The sequence below is a fragment of the Herbaspirillum sp. C7C8 genome (assembly GCF_022627875.1).
Taxonomy (GTDB): Bacteria; Pseudomonadota; Gammaproteobacteria; order Burkholderiales; family Burkholderiaceae_D; genus Herbaspirillum.
In genome coordinates this window covers 1-23,523 of sequence record NZ_JABXGG010000022.1, presented here as the reverse complement: position 1 = coordinate 23,523, position 23,523 = coordinate 1, and the positions used below count along the sequence as shown (strand labels likewise).

General features: G+C 64.5%; 14 protein-coding genes. 5 read left to right on the top strand and 9 right to left on the bottom strand.

The window, feature by feature from the left end; genetic code table 11:
- Nucleotides 1–7: 7 nt before the first annotated feature.
- From HWE01_RS20225 to HWE01_RS20200, 6 genes are all read right to left on the bottom strand, one after another.
- On the bottom strand, nt 8–4,048 hold the full coding sequence (locus HWE01_RS20225; RefSeq protein ID WP_241822692.1) for a cellulose biosynthesis protein BcsC: 4,041 nt from the start codon (nt 4,046–4,048) through the stop codon (nt 8–10).
- Complete coding sequence (bcsZ, locus tag HWE01_RS20220) at nt 4,024–5,247, bottom strand: cellulose synthase complex periplasmic endoglucanase BcsZ (RefSeq protein ID WP_241822691.1); 1,224 nt, start codon at nt 5,245–5,247, stop codon at nt 4,024–4,026. The genes HWE01_RS20225 and bcsZ overlap by 25 nt, the downstream gene beginning before the upstream one ends.
- Nucleotides 5,240–7,552: a cellulose biosynthesis cyclic di-GMP-binding regulatory protein BcsB gene (gene bcsB / locus HWE01_RS20215; protein ID WP_008326658.1), complete on the bottom strand. Its 2,313-nt coding sequence runs from the start codon at nt 7,550–7,552 to the stop codon at nt 5,240–5,242. Before bcsB ends, bcsZ begins: the two co-directional genes overlap by 8 nt.
- Nucleotides 7,552–9,843: a UDP-forming cellulose synthase catalytic subunit gene (gene bcsA / locus HWE01_RS20210; RefSeq protein WP_241822690.1), complete on the bottom strand. Its 2,292-nt coding sequence runs from the start codon at nt 9,841–9,843 to the stop codon at nt 7,552–7,554. The genes bcsB and bcsA overlap by 1 nt, the downstream gene beginning before the upstream one ends.
- A gap of 44 nt (nt 9,844–9,887) precedes the next feature.
- Nucleotides 9,888–11,201, bottom strand: a complete 1,314-nt coding sequence (gene bcsQ, locus HWE01_RS20205; RefSeq protein ID WP_241822689.1) for a cellulose biosynthesis protein BcsQ — start codon at nt 11,199–11,201, stop codon at nt 9,888–9,890.
- A gap of 592 nt (nt 11,202–11,793) precedes the next feature.
- The gene (locus tag HWE01_RS20200) at nt 11,794–14,118 is read right to left on the bottom strand and encodes an ATP-dependent DNA helicase (RefSeq protein ID WP_241822688.1); all 2,325 of its coding nucleotides are present in this window, start codon (nt 14,116–14,118) and stop codon (nt 11,794–11,796) included.
- Nucleotides 14,119–14,352: 234 nt separating this feature from the next.
- Here HWE01_RS20200 and HWE01_RS20195 point away from each other — a divergent pair, with 234 nt between their 5' ends.
- Entirely contained in the window at nt 14,353–15,870 is a 1,518-nt protein-coding gene (locus HWE01_RS20195; RefSeq protein WP_008326633.1) for a lyase family protein, read from the top strand.
- Nucleotides 15,871–15,907: 37 nt separating this feature from the next.
- On the opposite strand, the gene HWE01_RS20190 is transcribed toward HWE01_RS20195, so the two are convergent.
- A complete protein-coding gene (locus tag HWE01_RS20190; protein WP_241822687.1) occupies nt 15,908–16,816 on the bottom strand; it encodes an SDR family oxidoreductase in 909 nt (302 codons plus the stop codon).
- Nucleotides 16,817–16,855: 39 nt separating this feature from the next.
- A complete protein-coding gene (locus HWE01_RS20185) occupies nt 16,856–17,626 on the bottom strand; it encodes an SDR family oxidoreductase (protein WP_008326622.1) in 771 nt (256 codons plus the stop codon).
- Between the two features lie 108 nt (nt 17,627–17,734).
- Between HWE01_RS20185 and HWE01_RS20180 the strand changes: the two genes are divergently transcribed.
- Complete coding sequence (locus tag HWE01_RS20180; protein WP_241822686.1) at nt 17,735–18,646, top strand: LysR family transcriptional regulator; 912 nt, start codon at nt 17,735–17,737, stop codon at nt 18,644–18,646.
- 186 nt (nt 18,647–18,832) lie between these two features.
- A complete protein-coding gene (locus tag HWE01_RS20175) occupies nt 18,833–21,976 on the top strand; it encodes an autotransporter outer membrane beta-barrel domain-containing protein (RefSeq protein WP_241822685.1) in 3,144 nt (1,047 codons plus the stop codon).
- Nucleotides 21,977–22,037: 61 nt separating this feature from the next.
- Here the strand turns inward: HWE01_RS20175 and HWE01_RS20170 are convergent, their stop codons facing one another.
- Complete coding sequence (locus tag HWE01_RS20170; RefSeq protein WP_241822684.1) at nt 22,038–22,301, bottom strand: hypothetical protein; 264 nt, start codon at nt 22,299–22,301, stop codon at nt 22,038–22,040.
- Here HWE01_RS20170 and HWE01_RS20165 point away from each other — a divergent pair.
- Together HWE01_RS20165 and HWE01_RS20160 are read left to right on the top strand one after the other, a co-directional pair.
- A complete protein-coding gene (locus HWE01_RS20165; RefSeq protein WP_017455550.1) occupies nt 22,288–22,602 on the top strand; it encodes a transposase in 315 nt (104 codons plus the stop codon). The genes HWE01_RS20170 and HWE01_RS20165 overlap by 14 nt on opposite strands.
- Nucleotides 22,603–22,649: 47 nt before the next feature.
- A complete protein-coding gene (locus HWE01_RS20160) occupies nt 22,650–23,420 on the top strand; it encodes an IS3 family transposase (protein ID WP_241822683.1) in 771 nt (256 codons plus the stop codon).
- The last annotated feature ends 103 nt before the right edge of the window (nt 23,421–23,523 follow it).

The following is a 23,523-nucleotide window of genomic DNA, read 5'->3' as shown; positions in this document are numbered from 1 at the left end:
AGTCAAATCAGTTGGAATACGGCGAACGATACGGGCTGACCGGCAAGGTCAGGAAACTGCCCTGCATGTCCTCCAGGGTGTAACGCAGGTACATGGCGACGTTGAGTTCGCGGAAGTCGCTCGAATTGTTCAGGCGCAGCGTGCCGCCCACGAACAGGCGCGGCGCGAAGCGGTATTCGCCGCTGCCTTCCAGGCTGTAGCCGATGCCGGTCTTGGTCTGCTGGGCGTAGCTCTTGCCGCTGGCCGCTTGCAGGGCGGCATCGGTGGGGAAGTAATCGGCACCATCCTGGCGGAAGTACTGCACCCCAGCCGAGCCCTTGAGCTGGAAGCTGAAGCGGTCGGTGCGCTTGGCCCAGGTCACCGGCACGCCCAGTCCCAGGTAGGCTTGCGGACTGAAGTAACCGCCGTGACCATAGGTGTAGAAGTTCTGGTTGTTGGCGTAGCTGATGAGGGTGGCCGAGACGCCTGCCGTCATCTTCTCGTCATTGCCGTTGGTCAGGTACTGGTAGGCGCCGCCGCCCAGTTCCACGCGCGTGTTCGATTCCACGTTGTGGCCCTGCAGGCTGTGCAGGGCGCCATAGGCGTAGACGCCGGTGCGGGCATCGTCCGAACTCATCTCGGCACGTCCGCCGTTGGCGGTCACGCCGCCCCAGGAGCGGCCCACGCGCGTATCGGTGCTGCCGGCAAAGGACGTGATGCTGTCGTTGACGGCACGCCGCGAGACCGTCACGCCGAAACGGTTGGTGCTGCTGCCGCCCAGCGGCTGCTCCACACTGACGCCACCGACCACGTTGGAATACTTGAAACCGCTGGGCGTGGTGCCGATGTCGGCCTTGATGCCATCGTCGGGACGCTCATAGGCCACCGCCACGCCTACCCCGCTGGCGCTCTGCTTGCCCACTCCGGTAGCACTGGAGCCGCCGCCGCCAAAGCGGCTGGCCGCCTCATCGGTCATGGCGCCGGCATCCAGCGAGACCGGGGTCACGCGCACGGCCACGCGGCCGTTACCGACGGGCATGTTGGCTTCCAGCGGGGCTTCGATGTCGTTGATGCGGCTCAGACCGGATTCGCTGGCATTGCCGCGCACCACCACGCCTTGCGTGACGTAGGGACTGCGGGCCTGCAGGATGTCGTTGAGTGCACGCTGTGCCGGGCTCAGGTTGTCAGCGGGCTGGTCGCCCTGCCCCTGCAGCGCCAGCAAAGCGCGCTGGGCTGCACTGGCCGCGCCGGGCAAGGCGGTGCCAGTGGCCGCGGCTTGCACCGGCGGCTGTGCGTAGCCGCGCATCGCGGCAGGCTGGGTGGTCTGGGCCATCTGGGCCGGTGCTGCATTGCTGAACACGGGACCGAGCGTCTGGCCATAGGCCACCGCCGGCGCTGCCGTGGACGTGCTGGCACGCGCCGCTGCGGGAGTGGGCAGTACATCGCTGGCAGCCGGTGCTGCGGCCGCCATCATGGCCGGGCGCAGCAGGGTTTCCGCCGGCGGCGGAATGGCAGCCACGTTCTCGTTGCCCGGCAGAGTACGTCGGGTACGGAAGGGATTGACAGCCGGGTCGAAGCCATTGCCGCGCGCGGCCAGGGTGCGCTGGCGCGCGCCGTTTTCGATGGCCACCGCCCGGCGCAACAGCGCCGTGGCTTCACCGACCTTGCCCAGCGCCCGATAGATGCGCGCGGCTTCGGTCAGCGTGGCGGGGTCGGTGCTGTCGAGCTTGCCGACCTGCTCCAGCAGACTGATCGCATAGTCGTTCTCGCGCGCCTGCATGGCTGTGTCCGCCGCGCCCAGCAAGACATTGACGTCGCGCGGATTGCGCGCGGCCAGCGGCTTGTAGAGCGCCAGGGCACGGGCGTTGTCGCCGGCGGCATTGAACATGCGGGCCAGCGCCGAGACGGCACCGACATCGCTGGGGCGCTGCGAGAGGGCCGGAGCCAGCGTGTCGTAGGCTGCGGCCAGGTCGCCGCCCTCGCGCAGGCGTTCGGCCTGGCGCACACGGTACAGGAAGCGCAGGTCGTCGTATTGCTTGCGGGTGGCCACGTCCATGTTCTGGTTCTGCAAGGCCGTCAGTACGCCGTAGACCTGGGCATCCTCACCGGCCTTGAGCAGAACCGAGGCGTATTGCAGGCGGGTGCCGATGGTCGGCGTGGCCGGTGGCGCGATGAGCGGCTGCATCAGCGCCAGCGCGCGCGGGGTGTCACCGGCGTCGACATAGGCCGAGGCCAGCGTGCCGGTACGTTCGGCATTGCCGGCTGCATCGGGCTGCACGCGGTCCAGCAGGGCCAGGGCTTCCTGACGCTGACCGGTCTTGACCAGCTCGGTGGCATGGCCGACCTGGATGGTCAGCGTGACCTGGCGCATCAGCTCGGTCATGGCGGCGGTGCGACGGGCCTCGGGGATGCGCCTCAGCGTGTCCTGCGCATCTTGCCACTGCGCCATCTCCACCGAGAGCAAGGCACTGGCGTAGAGCGCATCGACGTTGTCGCGATGCGCGCGGGTGAAGTCGTCGATGGTCACGCGTGCCTGGCGCGACTGACCGGACTTGACATACAGGCGCGCCAGATCGAAGGTGGTCCAGACATTGTCGGGGTCGTTGCGTACGGCTTCGCGCATGGCCTCCAGGGCGGCATTGAGGTCTCCGCGCTGTTCGGCCAGGTTGGCCTGCTGAGTGGCGCGCAGGGCGCGCAGGCGGCCCTGGTCGCCGAACTCGGCCTGCTGCTGCGGGGTGAGCTTGTCGAGCAGGCGCAGCGCTTCGTCGGCACGGCCGCTTTGCGAGAGCACGTTGACCAGCCCGCGAATGGCGCCCACCTGGGCCGGCTGCACCGCCAGCACCTGGCGATAATGGCCGGCGGCAGCCTCCAGTCGGCCGGCCGTGGCTTCGATGTCGGCAATGGCCACCAGGCCGTCGGTATTGTTCGGATCCAGGCGCAGGGCCTGGGTCAGTGCATCTTGCGCCTGGGCGCTCTGGCCGCGTGCCTGCAAGTCGCGGCCGCGCTGGATCAGCAACCAGTAGCGCACGCTCTGCAGCGCCTTCTTCCAGCCGCTGCCGCCCCTGGCGACGGCGCGCGCGAGCAGCGGTTCGGCCTCGGCCAGGCGGTTCTGCTGCTGACGCACCACGCCCAGGCCGCCGAGCGCATCGGCTTCATCGGGATGGGTGGAAAGACGCTCCTGGAAGGCTTTTTCGGCTTCCTGCAGATCCCCCTTCTCGAGCGCCTGCAAGCCGCGCGAGAGCACCGTGGGCGTCTGCGCGGCGGCCACCTGCGCCCGGCCCTTGGCCAGCAGATCACGGATGTCCTTGTCGTCCGGATGCACCTTGAGGAAGTCCTCGAACAGCGGCACCTGCGCCGGTGTCGGCGGACCCAGCCAGGTCAGTGCCAGACGCCAGCTTTCATCGGCATCACCGGCGATGTCCACCTGCTTGGTCAGGCGCGAAAGCACGCGGATGCCTTCCACCCGGGTGTCTTCATGGCGCGCCAGCTGCTTGCCGTAGAACAGGGCCAGGATGCTGTCGCCCGGTGTCTCGCGCAACAGGCGTTCCATGCCCTTGCGTGCCTCCGGCCAGCTGGCATCGTTGAAGGCCAGGTTGTTGTAATACTCGCGGCCCACCGACCCCGAAGGGGTGAGGCCGTTGAACATCTTGCGGAAGGTATCGGTGGCGCGGTCACGCTCGCCGGCATCGACCAGGCGCCGCGCTTCGGCCAGCAGGGCCTGGTTTTCCGGGCGCGCCAGGGCGATGTCCTGCGCCAGCTGGCGGGCCTGCCAGGGCTGGGGCGAGAGTGCCTGCAGGCGTTCCAGATAGTCGTTGGCCTGCTGTGGTCGGTTCTGCTTGACGCCGATCAGACCCATGCCGTACAGCGCATTGACCTGGGACTTGTCCAGCTGCAGCACCTTCTGCCACACCTCGGCGGCGCGCTGGTTGTTGTTGCGCGCCTGCCAGTACTGGCCCTGCTCCACCAACTGGGCCTCGATCTCCGCGGACTCGGCCAGGACCGGTGCGGCATGGGCCCCCAGCAGCGCGGTCAGCACTCCGATGGCTAGCGTGGTACGGCGCGTGCGCATGACTTCTCCCAGGACAGATTGAGTGTTCCGTCATCGCGGAACTGGTATCGCTTCTCGGCCCATCCGATTCCGAACAGGCCCAGCATGACGTTGTAGTAAAGGATTTCAGGTTGCGCGCTGGGTTGCGCCAGTCCGCTTTCCAGTTGCTGTGCGGCGCGCGCCTGCCATTGCGCGGCCAGGGTGGTTTCCCCCTTGGCCTGCAGGTAGGGGACCAGGGCCGCACCAAACCCGAAGGGCCCCTGGCCTTCGGCCACGCCGGTGGTCACGGCCACCTTCTCGGGCGCAGCGCCGGTGGCGAGGATGCGTTGGCGCATGCCGTCCAGTGCGGCCAGCAGCGCGGCGGCATCGGGGTCGCGCGGCGAGGTCATGCCGGCCCACAGGTAGACGCGAATGGCGTCATAGCTGCCCAGCTCGCCCTTGGCCGGATCGACCATGAACTGACCGGCCTGTACCGCCGTCATCTTGTAGCCGACCCAATCGGCCACGAAGCCCTTGGGGCTGGTGGCCTGGATCATGCGCACGGTATTGCTGGCGATCTGCTGCCAGGGCCCCTTGGGGCGCTCCTTGTGCAGTCGGCGCAGCAGCGGCAGCGGCAGATAGCTGGGATTGAGCGTCCAGACCTGGTTGTGCTGGTTGAAGCCCTGCGGTCCCGGCAACACCATCTTGCCCAGGCCCGGCAGGTCCACCACCAGGCGCGCTTCGATGCTGTCGAGCAGGCGCCGGGCATCGCTGCGGTAGGTCGGGCGCTGCCACAGACGTGCGCCTTCCAGCAGGGCGTAGACGATCCACAGGTCGGCATCGGAAGCCGAATTGGCATCCTGCAATTGCCACCTGCCATCGGCGCCCTGCCCCCACAGCCAGCCCGGCAGGCGGTTGGCGGCATCGGCGCCCATCATGTTGTCGCGGGTCCAGCTCCAGATCTGCTCGAAGCGTTGTGCATCGTTGGCGATCAGCGCCAGCAACAGGTTGTAGGACTGACCTTCGGAGGTGGTGTGATTGGGCAGCAGGCTGGAATGCAGGACCCGCCCATCGGGCTGCACGTGGCCGCTGGCCCAGGCTTGCCAGGCCGGCCAGTCCGTGACTGCACACGCGGAGGACGCGGGCGCGGCCTCAACCACGCCGGCTACGCCACCGAGCGCCAGCGCGGCCATGGCCTTGACCAGGCTGCGGCGTCGAAATTGAAACGACAGCTCAGGCATTGAGACGCTTTCTCGCCTTGGCGCGCAGGGTCAGGTAGGCCAGCCCGCCGAGCATCAGGATGCCACCGGCAATGAGCACGAACATGGCCAGGACGTGGCGCGACAGCCACCAGCGCAGCATGCGCAGCGGTGACATGCTGCCCGTGAAATACTGTTCTTCAGCCAGCAGCGGATCGATGGTGGTGCCGCGCACGGCCACCAGGCTGCCCTGGATGGTCTCGGCTTCGGGATCCTTGCTGGCCATGGCCGCGAGGATCTGGTCCAGGCCCGTGGCGTCGCCACCGGCCAGCACCACGACGCTGCGACCACTGTCGAGCGGTGACTCGAAACCGGTCAGATAAGAGGTCGGTTCGCCGCCCGTGAAGGCCAGTGCCAGGCGCGCACGGCGCTTGGCCTGGTCATCGTCGGCGAGCTTGAGCCAGCTGCGTACGCGCAGGGCGAAATCACCCACATCGAAGCGCTGCTTGTCCCCCGTCACCGCCGCCGGCAGATGATCGGCCCACTGCTTGAGCAATGGCTGGTTCTGGCCCGAGGCCAGTACCAGCAGGTCGCGCGAGGCGACCTTGTCGACCTGGGCGGCCTGGGTCACCACCACGCCCGTGGCGGGGTATCCGGTGGCGCTGCCGAAGCGGCCCAGCAGCGTCAGGTAGGCAGCGAGATCGTCGGTGCTGGCATTGTCGGGCAACACCACGGCCGACTCCGAGAGATCGGCCATGCGCGTGAAGGGGAAACCGGCATCCTTGAACACGCCCAGGTTGGGCATGGCCATGAAGTGATCGTAACCGCGCAGGTCGATGGTGGAATCGGGATCGATGCTGCCGCGCACGTTGTCGATGATGATGTCCTGACATTCGCCCTGCTTGACGAAGTCATACATGTAGCGCAGTTGCAGGCGCGATTGCGGACCGGCCAGGTTCAGCGGCAGGCGCAGATCCATCTCGCGCGTGAGGGCCTCATCCTTGATCGAAGCCAGCAGGCTCTTGTCCAGCTTGTCCTTGGGCAGCAGGATGTCGGACTTGATCAGGCCATCATTGAAGCTGACCAGGAAGGACGAGTTGGTGGACTTGGGCTGGGGCGTATAGCGATAGACCAGTTTCAGCTTCGCGCCATCCTGGCGCCAGTTGGAGAGAGCCGGCGGGAAATTGAGGGGGATGGTGATCTCGCCGGGGTTGTAACCGGACACGTTGAGGCGCTTGGGATCGATCAGTTCGGAGAGCTTGACTGCGCGATCGGTGGGCAACCAGTTGGGCGCGTCATACGGCTGGCGCGGCGCCAGCGGCTGCAGCTTGTCGATCACTGCCGAGCTGCCCGAGAGGCCCTTGCTGCCCAGCGCCAGCGCGGCGGCGGCCTGCCTGAGTTCGCCCACGTTGCGACCGGACACCACCAGCAGCTTGCCATTGGCATCATTCGGATTGGGCAGCACGGTCAGCGTCGGCCCCTTGGGGGCGGCCACCTCGAGTCCGGCCACACTGGTGGGGGCCTCGCCGGCCACCATCACCACGGCATTGCCGCGCGGCGGCAAGGCATTGATCTGCACCGGGAAACGCGCGCCGCGATAAGCGGCCAGCGCGCCGAACCAGGAAGAAAGCGTACCCGCCGCTTCCAGCGTACCGTTGTCGGGGTTCCCCGCGAAGACGAAGGGCAGACTCAGCATGCGGATGTCGCGCCGGTCGAAGAAGGGCAATGGCATCTGCGCCAGGTCATCCTTCTGCGGCAAGGGCGTGGTCTGCAGGTCCAGCGTGGAGCCATTGGCCACGCGCGCCCACAGGCTGGAATGCAGGGGATCCTCGCAGCCCATGGTGTAGTGGCCGATGAATTGCAGGCTCAGCCGATTGAATTCGGTAATGAGCTTGGGCGGGATGTCGACCTTGGCGGTCTGCATGCTGCCCGAGCCTTCCTTGGGCAGCGGGATGCTGCCGGCCACCACGTCGTTGACCATCACGTTGATCTGCGAGAGGTCCGGCAGCAAGGCCGGGGAATAGGTGTAATACAGCGTCACGTGGGCGCCGGTGGTCACCAGCGAGACCGGCACGTCGAAGTTGAGGCTGTCGGTAGCGTCCACGCCATGCAGGTTCATGGAGCCATTGCGACCCAGCTGCTTGAAGGTGAACACGTAAGGGTCGCCAGCTACCGGAACCGGTGCGGGCAGGCCGGGCGTGGCCGTGGCCGCACTCGCGGGACTGCCAGCAGAGGCCGCCAGCACCGGCAGCGGCAGGCTGCCGGCGGTCATCACCGCCGCCAGCATCAGACACAGGGAGCGTTGGCGCAACAGGGCGCGCTGCGCTTGAGGCTGCTTCGTTTTCATTATTGTTTTTCCAGAGTGTTATCCATGGCAGGTGCGGGATCTGCCGATGAGGCGGAGGCTGCTGCCGAGGCAGGCGCGCGTGCTTCGGCGGGCCGGCGGCGCAGCTGGATCGCCAGCGCCTTGAACATTTGCCGGATACCATTCATGCCGATGCCGGCCACTTCGCGCAGGGCCTTGAGCGGGGTATCGGGACGGCTCTTGCCCCAGTTGTTGGCCCAGATGTCGGCGCGCGAAAAGGTCAGGCGCACCAGTTCGCTTTGCTGGCGCAGCGTCAGTTCGTGGAACTGCGCACCGACCATGTCGTTGCGGCTGAACACCACCACTGCCGGGAACACTTTCTCCTGATCATTGCGGAACAGCGTGACCTCGATGCGGGCATTGCGCGCGATGGTCGCCCCGGCCGGCAGGCGCAGGCCGATGCCTTTCTGCGAGAAGTCCAGCGTAGTGCCTTCGATGAGGCTGCCATCATCGCACTTGATGCGCACCGGCAGCTCGGCCGCCACACGCGGCTCGCTGCGCACCTGGCGGGTTTCGGAGGCGACGGCCATGGCAGCACTGCTGATGATGACGTTGTAGAGCGTCCACGCCATGTTGATGAGGATGGTGGTCACGGCATTGGGGTCGCCGTGGATCAGTTGCCAGATGCCGAAGCCCAGGCCGGCCACGTTCAGCGCCAGCAGCAACATGTAGGGACGCGCCAGCTTCCAGTCGAAATGGTCGTCGGTGATGATGCCGCCCTTGTCGGTGACGTTGAAGCCGCCCAGCTTGGGATTGATCAGCGCCAGCAGCACCGGCCCCAGGATGTACCAGGCCAGTACGGTCTCGTAGACCTCGTTCCAGAAGGAATGGCGGAAGCGTCCCTGGATGCGCGAGTTGGTCAGGCTGGCGTGCAGCACGTGGGGCAGCACGTAGGCCGTGATCATCAGCGCCGAGGCGTGGAAGATATGGGCACCGAAGAACAGGTAGGTCAGCGGCGCGGTCAGGAAGATCAGGCGCGGCAAGCCATAGAAGAAGTGCAGCATGGCGTTGAGATAGCACAGCCGCTGGCCCAGTCGCAGCCCGCGTCCCTTCAAGGGATTGTCCACCCGGAAGATCTGCGCCATGCCACGCGCCCAGCGCACGCGCTGGCGGATGTGGCGCGCCAGGTTCTCGGTGGCCAGGCCGGCCGCCTGGGGGATGGCGAGATAGGCGGTGTTGTAGCCGGCGCGGTTCATCTTCAGCGCCGTGTGAGCGTCCTCGGTCAGGGTCTCGGTGGCGATGCCGCCGATTTCCGTCAGGGCAGTGCGGCGCATGACGGCGCAGGAGCCGCAGAAGAAGGCGGCATTCCACAGGTCATTGCCATCCTGCACCAGACCATAGAACAGCTCGCCCTCATTGGGCACCGAGCGGAAGGTATTGAGGTTCTTCTCGAAGGGATCGGGCGAGAAGAAGAAGTGCGGCGTCTGCAGCATGGCCAGCTTGGGGTCCTTGTAGAACCAGCCCATGCAGATCTGCAGGAAGGAACGCGTCGGCACGTGGTCGGCATCGAAGATGGCGACGAATTCGCCATCGGTGACCTTGAGCGCTTCGTTGAGATTGCCGGCCTTGGCATGCTTGTTGTTGGAACGGACCAGATAGTTCACGCCGATGTTGTCGCAGAACTCGCGGAATTGCTCACGTCGGCCATCATCGAGCACGTGCACGCGCAGCTTGTCCTGGGGCCAGTCGATGGCCTGGGCGGCGAAGATGGTCAGCGAGACGATGTCCAGCGATTCGTTGTACGAGGGAATGAAGATATCCACCGTCGGCCATTGCGAGGGCGGCATGGTCAGCATCTGCGGCTTGCGGCGCAAGGGCCAGGCGGTCTGCAGGTAACCCAGCGTCAATACCAGCAGGGAATACATTTCGGCGGCCAGCAGGCCATAGCCGAAGACGATGTCCAGCCAGCTTTCAAAGGCCAGCGTGGAGGTGATGCGCCAGTACATGTAGCGCATCGAGACGATCAGCGAGAGCGTGATCAGCACCAGTACCGGAAAGCGCCCCGACTGCTTGCGCAACACCAGCGCGGCGACGAAGCAGCCGATGGCAAAGACGCACTGCGCGGTGAAATCCAGCGGCACCGAAATGATGAGCAGGGCCAGCAGCGTGGCAAACAGCATCACGGCCCATTGCACCAGGCGGCGCGGGCCGCGTGGCAGACCTTCGAGGCGCTCGCCGACGCGCTGTATCCATTGCTGCAGGCGATTGGCCGACGGGCGGGCCGAGGGCTCCTGCCCTGGTGGATGAGGGGACAGCGTGGCGGGGGATTTCATGTCGGGCTGGCGTTGCGATGGCGATGTTGCCTGTGGTCCATGGTTCATGCGCGTGCACCTGCGGCGGCCGCCTTGAGCACAGCGGCGCGCAGCACTTCGCTGACGCCCTGCAACTGATCATAGACCGGCGAATGCCCGGCCTTGACCAGCGGATTGAAGCCGTAGGCCAGACCTTCGCTGATGGCGTGATCGAGCGCGACCACACCGGCCAGGCGCGGCCCCATCCAGCGCTTGAGGACTTCCAGCATGTCCTGGCAGAAGCTGCGGCTGCCGTCGTACTTGTTGACCACATAGCGGCAATTGTTGCGGCCATGCAGGGCCTGGCGCATGTGCTCCAGTGCCAGGAAGGAACCGGCATCGGGCGTGACCACCGCCAGCACCTGATCGGCCGCCTGCAGGGCCTGCTCCAGATAAGGGGTCTGGCCGGCCGGCAGATCCAGCAGGACCACGTCACCCGCCTGCAATTGCAGCGCGTGCAGCTGGCGCAGCAGCCATTGGCCATCCACGCTCATCTGCCGCGCCAGCGCCGCTTCCCCGGCGGCGGCCACCACGGTATGACTCAACACCTGCGTACCGGCCGTACCGACGGCCATGCTGCTGCGCCAGTCCCCGCTGGCGGCCGCGGCAGTCTGCCGGGCCACGGCCTCGGCACTCACGCCCAGGTGATATTGCAAGGCATTCTGCGGGTCCAGGTCGATGGCGACCACACGGCCATGACGCGCCAGGCTGCAGGCCAGCGCCGAACACAGGGTGGTCTTGCCGACCCCGCCCTTGGGCGAGACCACGGCAATCACCTGCGCCGGTGTAGTAGGCGGCACGGCCAGTTGGGGCTGGCCGGTGTCGTCATTGCTGGCGCGCTGCTGGGCTTCGCGTTCGCGCGCGGCCTCGCCCAGCATGGAGCGCAACAGGGTGGGAACGGCGGGCTCGGTGGTGGAGGCAGCTTGGACAGGAACGCTCGCAGAAGCATCGGGTGAGACCGCAGCCGGGGTCGCGGTCGGGGCGGTCGGCGCAGGTGCCGGACGGGCAAGCGGGGCAACCGGAGCCAGCCTGGCGGCCACGGGAGCGGGCGACGGTGCCGTGACGGGATCCATCACGGGCTCAATGCGTTGCAAAGAAGAAGGCACAGGGTCCGCCAGCAAGGGAGCCGCTGCGCTGGCCGCCACTACCGGTGCCGGCTCGGCCCCGGCACTGCCGTCCACCGGCCCGGCTGCCGTCACGGCGGCGCCCTGCTGCGCCACCACCAGCGGCGCCTTGGGCTTGCGCGACGGCTCCTTGTAGTTGATCGCAGCCTCGATCTCGAGGTATCCGTCCACCGTTGCCCCGAACTTGCTCAGCAAGTTGGAGATATCGTTTCCCATGCTTGACTCCCTGCCCAGTCCTGCTACCGGCGGCTTTTGACCGGGTGCGCACGACCTGCCTGCAACCTTGTTAAAAAGCGGTAAGTTTCCCCATATGCTGCCATCCCCCTGCTATATTCGTTAATCCGCTCTATCGGCGGAGCGTTCCCCTCTGCCTACGGAGTGATGCTCCGTACGGACCAAGCGCAGGAATGTTGTATTTTCGACCACATTCCGAGTTGTCATTAAAACAAACAAATCCTGATACCGCAACCTTCTTCGTTGTCAAAAATGTAAAAAGCCGACAAGACACAACACTCATTTCTTGACGGGAATACATGAAGGAAGAGGCGGAATCTTACATGTCAGCGGCTCGTCTTGTCGCTTGTCAGCGACAATTTGTTCCTGCCGCGACGCGGATTTGACACACCGGCCACCTGGCCCTTTCGGCCAGATCGCCCAGCCTGTGCCGCTCAGCGCCGCACCTCCCATCTTGCAGGAAGATGTGGCGAATTTGCCCTACCCGTACCAACACCGCCTATGCTATCCATTCAAAAAAACTTGTCACTCGGGAAAAACCTGACAAGTCCGTGCAGCCCCTGCTGCGCAGCGGCTACCGAGGGTCTCGGGGGGTTGCTGCCGGTGGTGAATCGAGTTGCCACCAGGCGGGCAGCAGGGCCTGCACTTCGGGTCGGCCAAAACGCTGGTCGATCAGCCACACGGTGCCGTAGTCGCTCTCGGTACGAATGACGCGGCCGGCCGCCTGCACTACTTTCTGCATGCCGGGGTAGAGGTAGGCGTAGTCGTAGCCGCAACCAAACAATTGCTCCATGCGTTGGCGCATCTGCTCGTTGACCGGATTGAACTGCGGCAGCCCGAGGGTTGCCACGAAGGCACCGATGAGACGCTCGCCGGGCAGATCCACGCCCTCCCCGAAGGAACCGCCCAAGACCGCGAAACCGATACCCTGCCCGCCTCTTTCGAAACGGGCCAGGAAGGCATCGCGGTCGGTTTCGGACATGCGGCGCGACTGCTGCCAGGTGGGAATCTCCGGGTGGGCATGGGCGAAGGCGCCATGCGCCTGTTGCAGATAATCGAAGCTGGAGAAGAACGCCAGGTAATTGCCGGGACGCTCTGCATACTGGCGCGCCATCAGTTCGCCAATGGGCGCGATGGAGGCGGCGCGGCGCTGCCAGGTGGTGGCGATCCGGTGCGCCACCCGTATCTGCAACTGGCTGGCCTGGAAGGGCGACGCCACGTCGACCCAGGCGGTACTGGCGGGCATGCCCAGCAGATCGGCAAAGTAGTTCCACGGCGCCAGCGTGGCCGAGAACAGGATGGTGGCATGCGCGCAGGCAAAGCGTGGTCCGAGGAAGGGTGCGGGCACCACGTTGCGAATGCACAGCACGGTGTTGCGTTCATCTTCCCGCGTGAGGTCAAACAGTGAATGCGGACCGAAGGATTCGGCCAGCCTGACGAAGGCCATGGCATCGAAGTAGAAATCCCGCAGCGGCGCCTCCAGCGGCACCGCCACCTGAGCCAGGTAGTCGCTGATGGCGCCCACGCTGCCGGCGAGCGCTTCGACCAGTCTGGCCGGTGGCGCCTCCAGCACCTGATAGGGCAAGTCGGCCTTCTTGCCGGTGGCGGTCCAGGCGCGGCCCAGCCGTTCCAGCGGCTTGGCCACCGCCGGCGGGGCCACCGCGCGTGCCGCACGCAGGGCCGCGCGACTCAGTTGCGCGCTGTACATGCTGCGGGCGCGGGAGACCAGGTTGTGGGCCTCGTCGGCCAGCACGCTCACGCGCCAGTCATGCGCCTGGGCCATTGCGTAGAGCATGGCGCCGCCATCGAACCAGTAGTTGTAGTCGCCGACGATGAGGTCGCTCCAGCGCGTCATCTCGCTGCCCAGGTAGTAGGGGCAGACCTGGTGTTGCAGGGCCACGCTGCGCAACTGGTCGCGATCCAGCAGCGGCTGCGTCAGACAGGCCGCGCGGGCCGCCGGCAGGCGATCGTAGAAACCCTGGGCCAGGGGACAGGAATCGCCCCGGCACAGCCGGTCGGGATATTCGCAGGTCTTGTCGCGGGCGCACAGTTCCAGCACGCGCAGCGGCAGCCTGCCGTGCTCCTTCAAGGTGGTCGCGGCATCCAGCGCCAGCTGCCGGCCCGGCGTCTTGGCGGCGAGGAAGAAGATCTTGTCCAGCCGCTGCAACGGTGCCGCCTTCAACGCCGGGAACAGCGTACCCAGTGTCTTGCCGATGCCGGTGGGCGCCTGTGCCAGCAGGCTGCGCCGGGCCGTGTGGGCGCGAAAGACGGCCTCGGCCAGTTGCCGCTGGCCGGGACGAAAATCCCCATGCGGAAAGCGCAGGGCCTGCAAGGCCGCATCACGCGCGTGGCGATGCGCCAGTTCCTGCTCGGCCCAGCGCATGAAGCGCTCGCATTGGGCGGCAAAGAGTGCGGCCAGTTCTTCACGGCTGCGGATTTCTTCCAGCAGCGTTTCCTGCTGGCTGCCGATATCGAAATACACCAGTGCCAGATGGATGTGCGCCAGTCCCAGCTTCTCGCACATCAGGTGCCCGTAGACGCGCAACTGCGCCCAGTGCAGGTGACGGTGGTTGTCCGGCAGGCTGGCGAGCTGACCGCGATAAGTCTTCACTTCTTCCAGCCGCGTGCGCATGGGGTCATAGCCATCGGCGCGTCCACGCACGTGCAGCGCCCCATGCTGCGCCGAAAGATTCACTTCGCTCTGGTAGCCCTGCCCGCGCCGCTGCGCCACGATGAGGTGACCGGCCATGCCTTCCCGGGCAGTCGGCGTGGGGGTGAAACGCAGGTCCAGATCGCCCGCCTTGGCGGTGAATTCGCACAAGGCGCGTACCGAGACGGTATAGCGCGGCACGCCCCTGTCCTGCACCACAACGATGGGGGTAAGGGTGGACTCGCTCATGCCGCCTGCTGGAAATTGCTCAGGGAGTAGAAGCGGTGATCGGGGACGGCGGGCATTGCGGCTGAGATGGCGTGGCGAGATGACTGTATGAATGCACAGTATATCGTGTCCTGACAAATCGCTACAGATTGGCGTGACTGCGTATGAAGGATGTGACGTGGCTGCCTCCACGCGAAGGGCCGATGACCGCTATCATGGGCGCTGCACATTCCAACATTGCTCCAGGAGACCGCCTTGCCCAAGCCTTCTACCCTCGCCTTTGCGCTGTGCGCCGCCCTGTTGGGCAGCGCGCCCCCGTTGCACGCGCAGCAGCACACGCGCCACGATGAATTCTTCTGGCTGGGTGAAATCAACAAGGCCACGGCGGTCATCAATACCGACGAAGGCTTGCTGGACAAGTCGATGACGCCGCTGTTCGTCAAGGGTATCCGCAAGGTGCTGGCCGATGGCGAGCTGCCCGGGGCCAAACGGCCGACACTGGTGATCACCTTCGAGCCGCTGCTGATCCAGGCCGCCGGCCCGCAGATCACGCTGCTGCATGCGGGGCGCTCCAGCCAGGACATGCTTTCCACCCTGCGCGCGGCCATCCTGCGCGAAGACCTGCTGACCCTGGCCAGCCAGCTCAACGCCACCACCGCCGCGCTGGTAAAGCTGGCTGCCAGCCAGCGCGACACCATCGTGCCCAACTACACCAATGGCGTGGCCGCGCAACCCAACAGCTACGGTCACTACCTGCTGGGCTTCGCGGCCGCACTGGACCGCGACGCCCAGCGTCTGCGCGAAGCCTATGTGCGCCTGGACCGCTCGGCCATGGGGACCACCGTCCTTAACGGCACCAGCTGGCCGCTGAACCGCCAGCGCATGGCGGACTACCTGGGCTTTGCGGCCATTGTCGACAACGCCTATGACGCCGCGCAGCTCTCGCCGGTGGATGCCCCGGTGGAAGTGGGCGCCCTGGTCTCGTCCATCGCCCTGCATGCGGGCGCCTATATCCAGGACGTGATGACGCAATATGCCCAGCCGCGTCCATGGATCCTGTTGCAGGAAGGCGGCGCCAATACCTACGTGTCCTCGGCCATGCCGCAGAAACGCAATCCGGGGCTACTCAACGGCACCCGGCGCGATGCCTCGCGGGTCATTGCCGATGGCATGGGCGTGCTCATCGTGGCGCACAACCTGCCGCCCGGCATGAGCGATGCCAAGGATGTCAAACCCAACAAGGAGATGGTGCTCAACACGGTCAAGGTACTGAAGAACTGGGAGAGCATTCTGGGGGCGCTGGTCATCGATCCCAAGCGCGCGCTGGAAGAACTCAACAGTGACTGGACCGCATCCCAGGAGCTGGCCGATGTGCTCATGCGCAAGTACAAGCTGCCGTTCCGGGTGGGTCACCACTTTGCCTCGGAGGTGGTGGAGTATGCCAAGGCCAACGATATCCGTCCGCTGGATTTCCCTTATGACCAGGCGCAGCGCATCTATCACGAAGCGGTGCTCAATTCGGAATTCCCGCAGAGCCTGCCGATGTCGGAACAGGAATTTCGCAGCACGCTCGATCCCGTGGCCATCGTACGCAATCGCGCGACCGTCGGCGGTCCGCAGCCGGCCGAGATGGATCGCATGCTGCGCGAAGCCACGGCAAGAGTGGCGCAACAGGACGCCTGGATCAAAGCGAGACAGCAGCACATTGCCGGCTCGCTGCAAAAGCTGGATGCAGATTTTGATCGGATGGCGGTGGCGGCGGGCGTGAAGTAAAGCCCGCCGGACCAACCATCAGCCAATGACAAGCGCATCAGGCATGCGCTTGCTGGTGTCGCGGCGCAAGCAGATCTGCCATGCCGACCCGATGCAGCATTTCCGCACGCAAGCGGTCCAGTACGCCGAAACCGACATCGGCGCCGTCCTGGGCGGGATCGATGTGAACCCGGAATGGCCGCCGCCCGAACGGCTGGGCGAGTACGGCGACGATGGCCTGGGCGACCTGCCCCGCGTCGGCGTCGGCTGGCACGAGGGCGGCAAAGGCTTGCTGGATCTGTTCCCCCAAGCCCGCGTACGGCCCTTGCTCGTACTGTGCCAGCACCGCTTCATCAGCAGGACTGCCGGCATGCGCAAAGTGATTGGTACCGGAAGTGAAGGCGCCGGGCACGATAATGCTGCTCTCGATACCCCAGCGCGCGAGCTCGCGAGCATATTGCACGGCCAGCGCATCCATGGCTGCCTTGGCCGCGAAATAGGGTGCCAGGTAAGGCGGTGCACCACCGGCCGAACTGCTGCTCGACACCCAGACCAGCAAGCCTTCCCGGCGCGACCGCATATGCGGCAACACGGCCCGGTTGAGGCGCTGGGTACTCACGACGTTGACGTCATAGAGTTGCGCGAACTGTTCCGGCGAGAAGGCCTCGGCCGGGCCGAAGGCCATGTGGCCGGCATTGTGGATCAGTACGTCGATGCGTCCGTGCGCGGCGATGATGTCATCGACTGCCGTGTCGATGGAGTCCTGTGACTGGACATCCAGTTCGATCGCACGCAAGTCAGCGGCATGCACCGCGGCGAAGCTTGCCATCTGCTGCACTACTGCTGCATTGCGCCCGGCGGTGGCGCGCATCGAGGCGTAGACGATGTGCCCGGCGCGGGCCAGCGCTTCGGCGGTCAGGCGGCCGAAGCCGCTGGAGGCGCCGGTGATGAGGATCACCTTGTCCATGAAAATCTCCTTTGCTTGTCGGGTGATGAAGCGCCGCGCTCAGATCGAGCCGCCATTGGCACGCACGGTCTGGCCGTTGATCCAGCTGCCGTCGGGGCCGATCAGGAAGGCCACGATCCCGGAGATATCGTCCGGCTGGGCCAGACGTTCCAGCGGCGGCAGCTTGGCCAGGCGCTCGATCTGTTCCGGGGTCTTGTCCTTGAGGAATAGCTCGGTCGCGGTCGGTCCCGGAGCGACGGCGTTGACGGTGATGTTGCGGCCACGCAGTTCCTTGGCGAAGACATTGGTCATGGTCTCGACGGCCGCCTTGGTGGCCGCGTAGATGGAGTAGCCAGGCGAGGCCATGGTCTTCATGCTGCTGGAGAAATTGACGATGCGTCCGCCCTCGCGCAAGCGCTTGGCGGCGATGCGCATGGTGTTGAAGCTGCCCTTGATGTTGATGGCCAGCAGCTTGTCGAAGAGCTCGTCATCCGTATCGGCCAGCATGGTCAGGCCGGGCTGGATGATGCCGGCATTGTTGACCAGAATATCGACGCCACCAAAGAGCGTGCAGGTCTGGTCGAACAGAGCCGCCACCTGAGCCGGCACGGCAACGTCGGCCTGAATGGCGGCAGCCCGCCCGCCGGCTGCGGCAATCTCGGCTACGACACGATCGGCGTCATCCTTGCGGCCGGCATAGTTGACGACGATGGCGATGCCCTGGGCTGCCAGCCGCAGGGCGATGGCAGCGCCGATGCCGCGCGAGGCGCCGGTGACGATGGCGACCTGCTGGCTGGAGGGGCGGGTGGTTTGAGATTGGATGGTGTTCATGCTGGTTCTCCTTGAGAGGTGGGTGGGTGAAGCGAATGAAAGCATCATCCCATCCTGACCGGATCTCCTGTAGCCGTATAATCGGCATATCGCTTATCCACTTTTTGCATGACCATGTTCAACGACCTGCAACTGCTGCGCAGCTTCGTCACCATCGTCGACTGTGGCAGCATCTCCGCCGCCGCCCGCGCCCTGCACATGACCCAACCCACCCTGAGCCGCCAGCTCGGGGGCCTGGAAGAGCAATGTGGAACCGAATTGCTGCGTCGGGATACCCATCGCATGAGCCTGACCGAGTGCGGGCAGCGCTTCCTTCAGGACGCCCGCGCCCTGATCGAACTGGCCGAGGAGGCCCAGCAGCGGCTACGGCAGGAACAGAGCGGGCTGCAGGGCAACATCCGGGTGTTTTCCACCATCGACTTCGGACAGACCGTGGTCAGCCGGCTCATCAGCAGCTTCATCCAGGCGCATCCTGGCGTGACCATGGAACTGTCCTATTCCAACCGTCCGGTGCACATGATCGAGGAGGGGTGCGATGTCGGCATCGTCGCCGGGACCTTCAGCGATGAGCGCGTGGTGGCCCGTTCGCTGGGGCCGATCAGACGCCACGTGGTAGCCTCTCCCGGGCTGATCGCGGCGCACAGGCGGTGTCGTCGGCCCGAGGATCTGCAGGCCTGGCCCTGGCTGATCCTGGCCTCGCCCAACTTCGGTGGTACACGGGAAATCATGCTGTATGGCGAAGCTGACCAGCAACGCCGGTTGCAGGTGCAGCCGGTCCTGGTCTCGGAAGGCGTCACCAGTCTGCGCGAGGCGGCACGCATGGATCTGGGCGTGGCAGCCCTGCCGACCTGGCTGATCGAGGAAGACCTGGTCTCGGGACGATTGGTGCGACTGCTGCCCCGCTGGGAGGCACGCAGCCTGCCCGCGCACGTGGTCTATCCCGTACGCCGCACCTTGCCGCTGCGTGTGCGCGCCTTCGTGGACTATGCCACGCAGTATATGGCCACCGCCCTGGGCTGACTGCTAGCGGGAATTGAAACGAAATCCGCAGCAAGAGCTGAAGAACTGTCGAGAAGCGGCATCGCTTGACACTTGACGAGCGGAGTTCCCGATGAATGTGTGAGTTTACGTTAGAATTGGTAACGTAAAAATTGACATAAAAACAATATCAAACTCAATTCGATTCCATTCTCAGGGGAGACTCACATGACCGAAGTCCATTCGTCGCGCGCGGTGCGGCTGAACTATCATCACCACCCCGCCGGCTTTGCGCTGGCACGTTGCACGGCGGCGTTGGTGTTATGCGGCCTGGTCGCACCGCAGGCGCAAGCGGCCTGCAGTGCGACAAATGCCACCGTCACGCAATGCGACAGTACGGCAATCACCATTGCTCCCAACACCGGCAGCTCCAGCGTGACGGTGGACGGTACAAGCTCGGTTGGCATCTACTACGCCCCGCCGTCGAACAGCTCCGGTCAAACCTACAATCAGACCCTCAACGTCACGGGTACCACCTCGCTTTCCAGCACAGCAGGCCAGTCCAACGTCAATGGTGGCATCGGGATCACGCTTGGCACGTCCACTGCCGCCAACAATGACGGCAACACGGTCAACTCCACCATCAACCTGGGCCAGGGAGTGACGATCAATTCGCACGTGCAGTATGGGGCCGCCGTATTCGCCCACAACGATGGCGCGGGCGATGTCAGTATCAACAGCGCCGCCACTGTCACATCGCTTGGCGTGGACAGCAGCAACAATCCCAGCAGCGGAGGATATGGCCTGAGCGCCTCCACCAACCTGGGCGCAGCCACCGTGGTCAACAGCGGCAGCGTCACCGCCACCAATGGACGAGGTCTGTATGCGGACGGCAATTCACGGGCGGTGACCGTGGATGGCAGCTACAACATCACCGGCACCAGCGGGCCTGAAGTCACCGTCAGCATCAACAATACCGCGACAGGCACAGTGGAGGCCTATCAGGCGGCCATTCGCGTCATCAACTACTACGGCCTGGCGCAGGCCAGCAATGCCGGCAGCGCACATTCGACCACGGCACAGGCACTGGTTGCGTGGTCGCAGGCTGGCAATACGACCATCAGCAACAGCGGCACCGCGACCACCGATGACAACAACGCCATCGTCGCCTTCACCGAGCGCGGCAATGCCACCATCAGCAACAGCGGCACCGCCACCGCGGGCAAGCTGGTCTCGGGGTCCGCCGGTACCGCGGGTTTCTCCGCCATGCGGGCAGCGGTGGACTATGTCGGCGACATCACCATCACCAATAGCGGCGGCGCAACGGCGACGGCCAACAGTGACGTTGCCATCGTCGCCCACACCCCCCAAGGCAATGCCAGCATCACCAATGCCGGACAGGTAAGCGGCAAGGCCGGCGTGGCCATGACCAGCGGCGCCGGTCTGGGCAACGACAGCATCAACGACACCTCGGCATCGGCCAGCAACACGATCACAGGCAATGCCAGTCTGACCAACAGCGGCACCATCAGCGGTGTGGACTATGCTGCCTATCTGGATTCCTCCGCCAACAACATCAGCAACAGCGGCACCATCCGTTCCCAGGGCAAATCGCTGATCCTCAGTGGGGGCGCCAGCACCATTGCCAATACCGGCACGCTGGCTGGCGACATCGAGAACACGGCGGCCGCCGCGCTCACCATTTCCGGGGCAAGCGGTTCGGGCTTGGGCGTGCTCACGGGCTACAACAACGGCATCGGCACCATCACCAGCACTGCCGCAGACGTGGTACTGAGCTCGGGCAACCTGCTGCTCAATGACCATATCAATGCCGGCACACATACGGTAAACAACAGCGGCAGTCAGCTGCAGATCAACAATCGTCTGGACATTACCGGCAACTACACGCAAGCGGCCGCTGCCGGATTGATCCTGGGCGTGGCCAATGGCGCCACCACCAATGGCAACAGCGGTGATAGCGGCTACGGTTCCCTGCAGGTCGATGGCAATACGACGCTGGCCGCCGGCACCACCATCTCGCTCAAGAAACTGGACAGCACGTATTCCTTTGCGCGCGGACAGCGCTATGTGGCCATCTCCACCAGTGGCACCACCAACTATGATCCCGCCAACCTGAACTATGTGGCCAGCGGCTTCACGGTCAGCGGTGCCAATGTCATCGATAACGGCCGCACGGCACTGGTGCTGAGTCTGGGCGATGCCGTCAACCCCGCCACCACCAGCAATGCGCAATCCGCCTTCAACGGGCTGATCAACTACGGCGGTGCCAACCAGCGTTTGCTCAACGTGCTCAACGCCGCTCTGGCACTGGGCTCGGCGAGCGAGGCCAACAAGGCGGGTGCGCAACTGAGTCCGGCGGCCGGGACGGTGGCGGCCAACCAGGCGGTCTCCAGTGCGACCAATAAAATTGTCGACGTCATTTCTGCGCACGTTGATGGTTTGCGCGTGGCGCAAGCCGGCAGCGGCTCCGGCATCGCCACCGGCGAATCCGCGAGTCACTGGGCCTGGTGGGGGCAAGCACTGGCCGGAAGCGCCCGGCAGAGCATGCGCGATAACGTCAGCGGATTCCGCGCCAGCTACAGTGGCCTTCTGATGGGCCTGGATCGCAGCGTGGAAGAGCGCTGGCGCGTCGGCGCGCTGGCCAGCTACGTCAGCAACTCGGTCGTGGGCCGCGATGACAACGCCGGCAGTTCTTCTCACGTGGATTCCTACGGGGCGATGGCCTACGCCGGCTACACGGCTGACCGGTGGTATGCCGATGCCAGCATCGGTGTCATCAAGCATCATTACGATACGGCACGCGTCATTGATTTCACCGGTTTCTCCAGTATTGCCAGCGGGCGTTTCCAGGGACTGCAGAACATCGTGTCATTGGAAGCGGGTCTGCCTGTGCGTCTGGACCAGATGTGGTCCCGTACCACGTTGACCCCCATCGGCAAGATCAGCTACAGCAATCTGCGTCAGGATGCCTATACCGAAACCGGCGGCAACGGTGCGGCGCTGCGGGTAGACGGGGTATCGGCCAATTCGCTCAAGAGCGAAGTGGGGCTCAAGCTGGAGCGCATGGTCGACACAACCTATGGAGAATTGTCGCCAGCCATTCAGATGGGATGGCGCCACGAGTACCGCAGCAATGCGCTGCGCACGATTTCAAGCTTTGCTGACGACACCACCGGAACTTCCACCTTTGTCAGCAGCGGCGCCACTCCGCTGCGCGACAGCGGAGTATTCGCCTTGAGCGCCACGCTCGTCAATCGGCAGAATCTGACGATCACGGCGCGCTACACGATGGAAGTCGCGCCAGGTTATACGGCCCAGACCGGGGATTTGCGCTTGCGTTATCAATTCTGATCAGCGGGTGCTGTGCGGCGTTTTTTGCGGAGGACAGTGAACGGGAAGAAGCGGCCTTGTTTCAGCGCTTGTCATTGGGAGATTTCTTTGCCTGGATCGGCAAGACTTGAGCAGCCAAGTCAGCGATTTCGGCCCTCGCGGTTTTCCGGAAAATTGCGATCAATAACAGCGCAGGCTGCTGTCGTGGAAAATTGTATTCGGACAGACGACCAATTAAAATCAACAACTTAGATCTTAATAAAAACGCTAAAAACAGCTTGTAATGACCCACTAAAAACCTGCTCAGTAGATAATCGTGAAAGAAAATCAAAATGAGCAAGGTCATGGAAGAAGAATTCAAGCGTTGGACAGCCAAGCGCAAAGCTGCGCTGGTGATGGAAATCATCCAAGGGAAGACGACGGTGGCAGAGGCCAGTCGGTCATTTGATATCCCGCCGTCAGAGATCGAAGAATGGGTCGATGAAGGCCGCAAAGGGATGGAGAACGCTCTTCGGGCCAAGCCCTTGGATGTCCGTGAGCAGTACGAGCGGCAACTCAAAGAGCTCCAGGAAGCCTACGGTGAAGCCATGTTGGAGCTGCGCGCCAGAAAAAAATTGGCGTCCCTGTTGGGCGAGGAAGACAAGTAATCGAGACCATCCGCCAGGGACTCAAAGAAGACGGTTTCGATGTGGCAGTGAGCAAGATATGCACGTGGTTCGGGATTCCCAGACGCAGCGCCTACTACAAGCCGGTGAAGGCCGAGCCCAAGGTACGGGAGCGCTTTGCCGAACCCATTCGCAAGATGATCTTGGAAGAGCCGTCCTTCGGCTATCGCACGGTGGCTGGCCTGCTTGGGCTCAACAAGAACACGGTGCAGAGAATCTTCCAGCTCAAAGGCTGGCCGGTCAAAAAGCGGCCCATTGGGTTCCGGCCCAGGGTGAAAGCCTTGCCGTCGGTAGCCACAGGACCAGACCAGCGCTGGGCAACCGATCTGTGCCGGATCTGGGCGGGGCGTGATGGCTGGGCGGTACTGGCCCTGGTGATTGATTGCCACACGCGGGAATTACTGGGCTGGCATCTGTCGCGTTCGGGTAAGTCGAAGACGGCAGAGTCGGCCTTGGAGCAAGCGCTGATCGCGCGTTATGGCTCGCTAGGTCGCGTGACGGCGCCGTTCTTGCTGCGCTCCGATAACGGTCTGGTATTCACCAGCCGTAGTTACACCGCGTTGGTCCGCAGTTACGGGCTGCAGCAGGAGTTCATCACGCCGCATTGCCCGCAGCAGAATGGCATGGTCGAACGCGTCATCAGGACCTTGAAGGAGCAATGCACTCACCGGCATCGCTTCGAGACATTGCAGCACGCCAGCCGCGTTATTGGCGACTGGATTGGCTTCTATAACCACCGCCGACCGCATCAGGCGTTGGGGATGAAGACGCCGGCTGAGGCGTTTGCTTTAGCGGCATAGTGTGAGCAGGTTTGGCTGGGTCAATACAAGTCTTTGATCGAGCGGATCACTATCGTAGGCGCGATCCCCAATAATTCGTTCGGGTCGTCCCACGGTGACAATC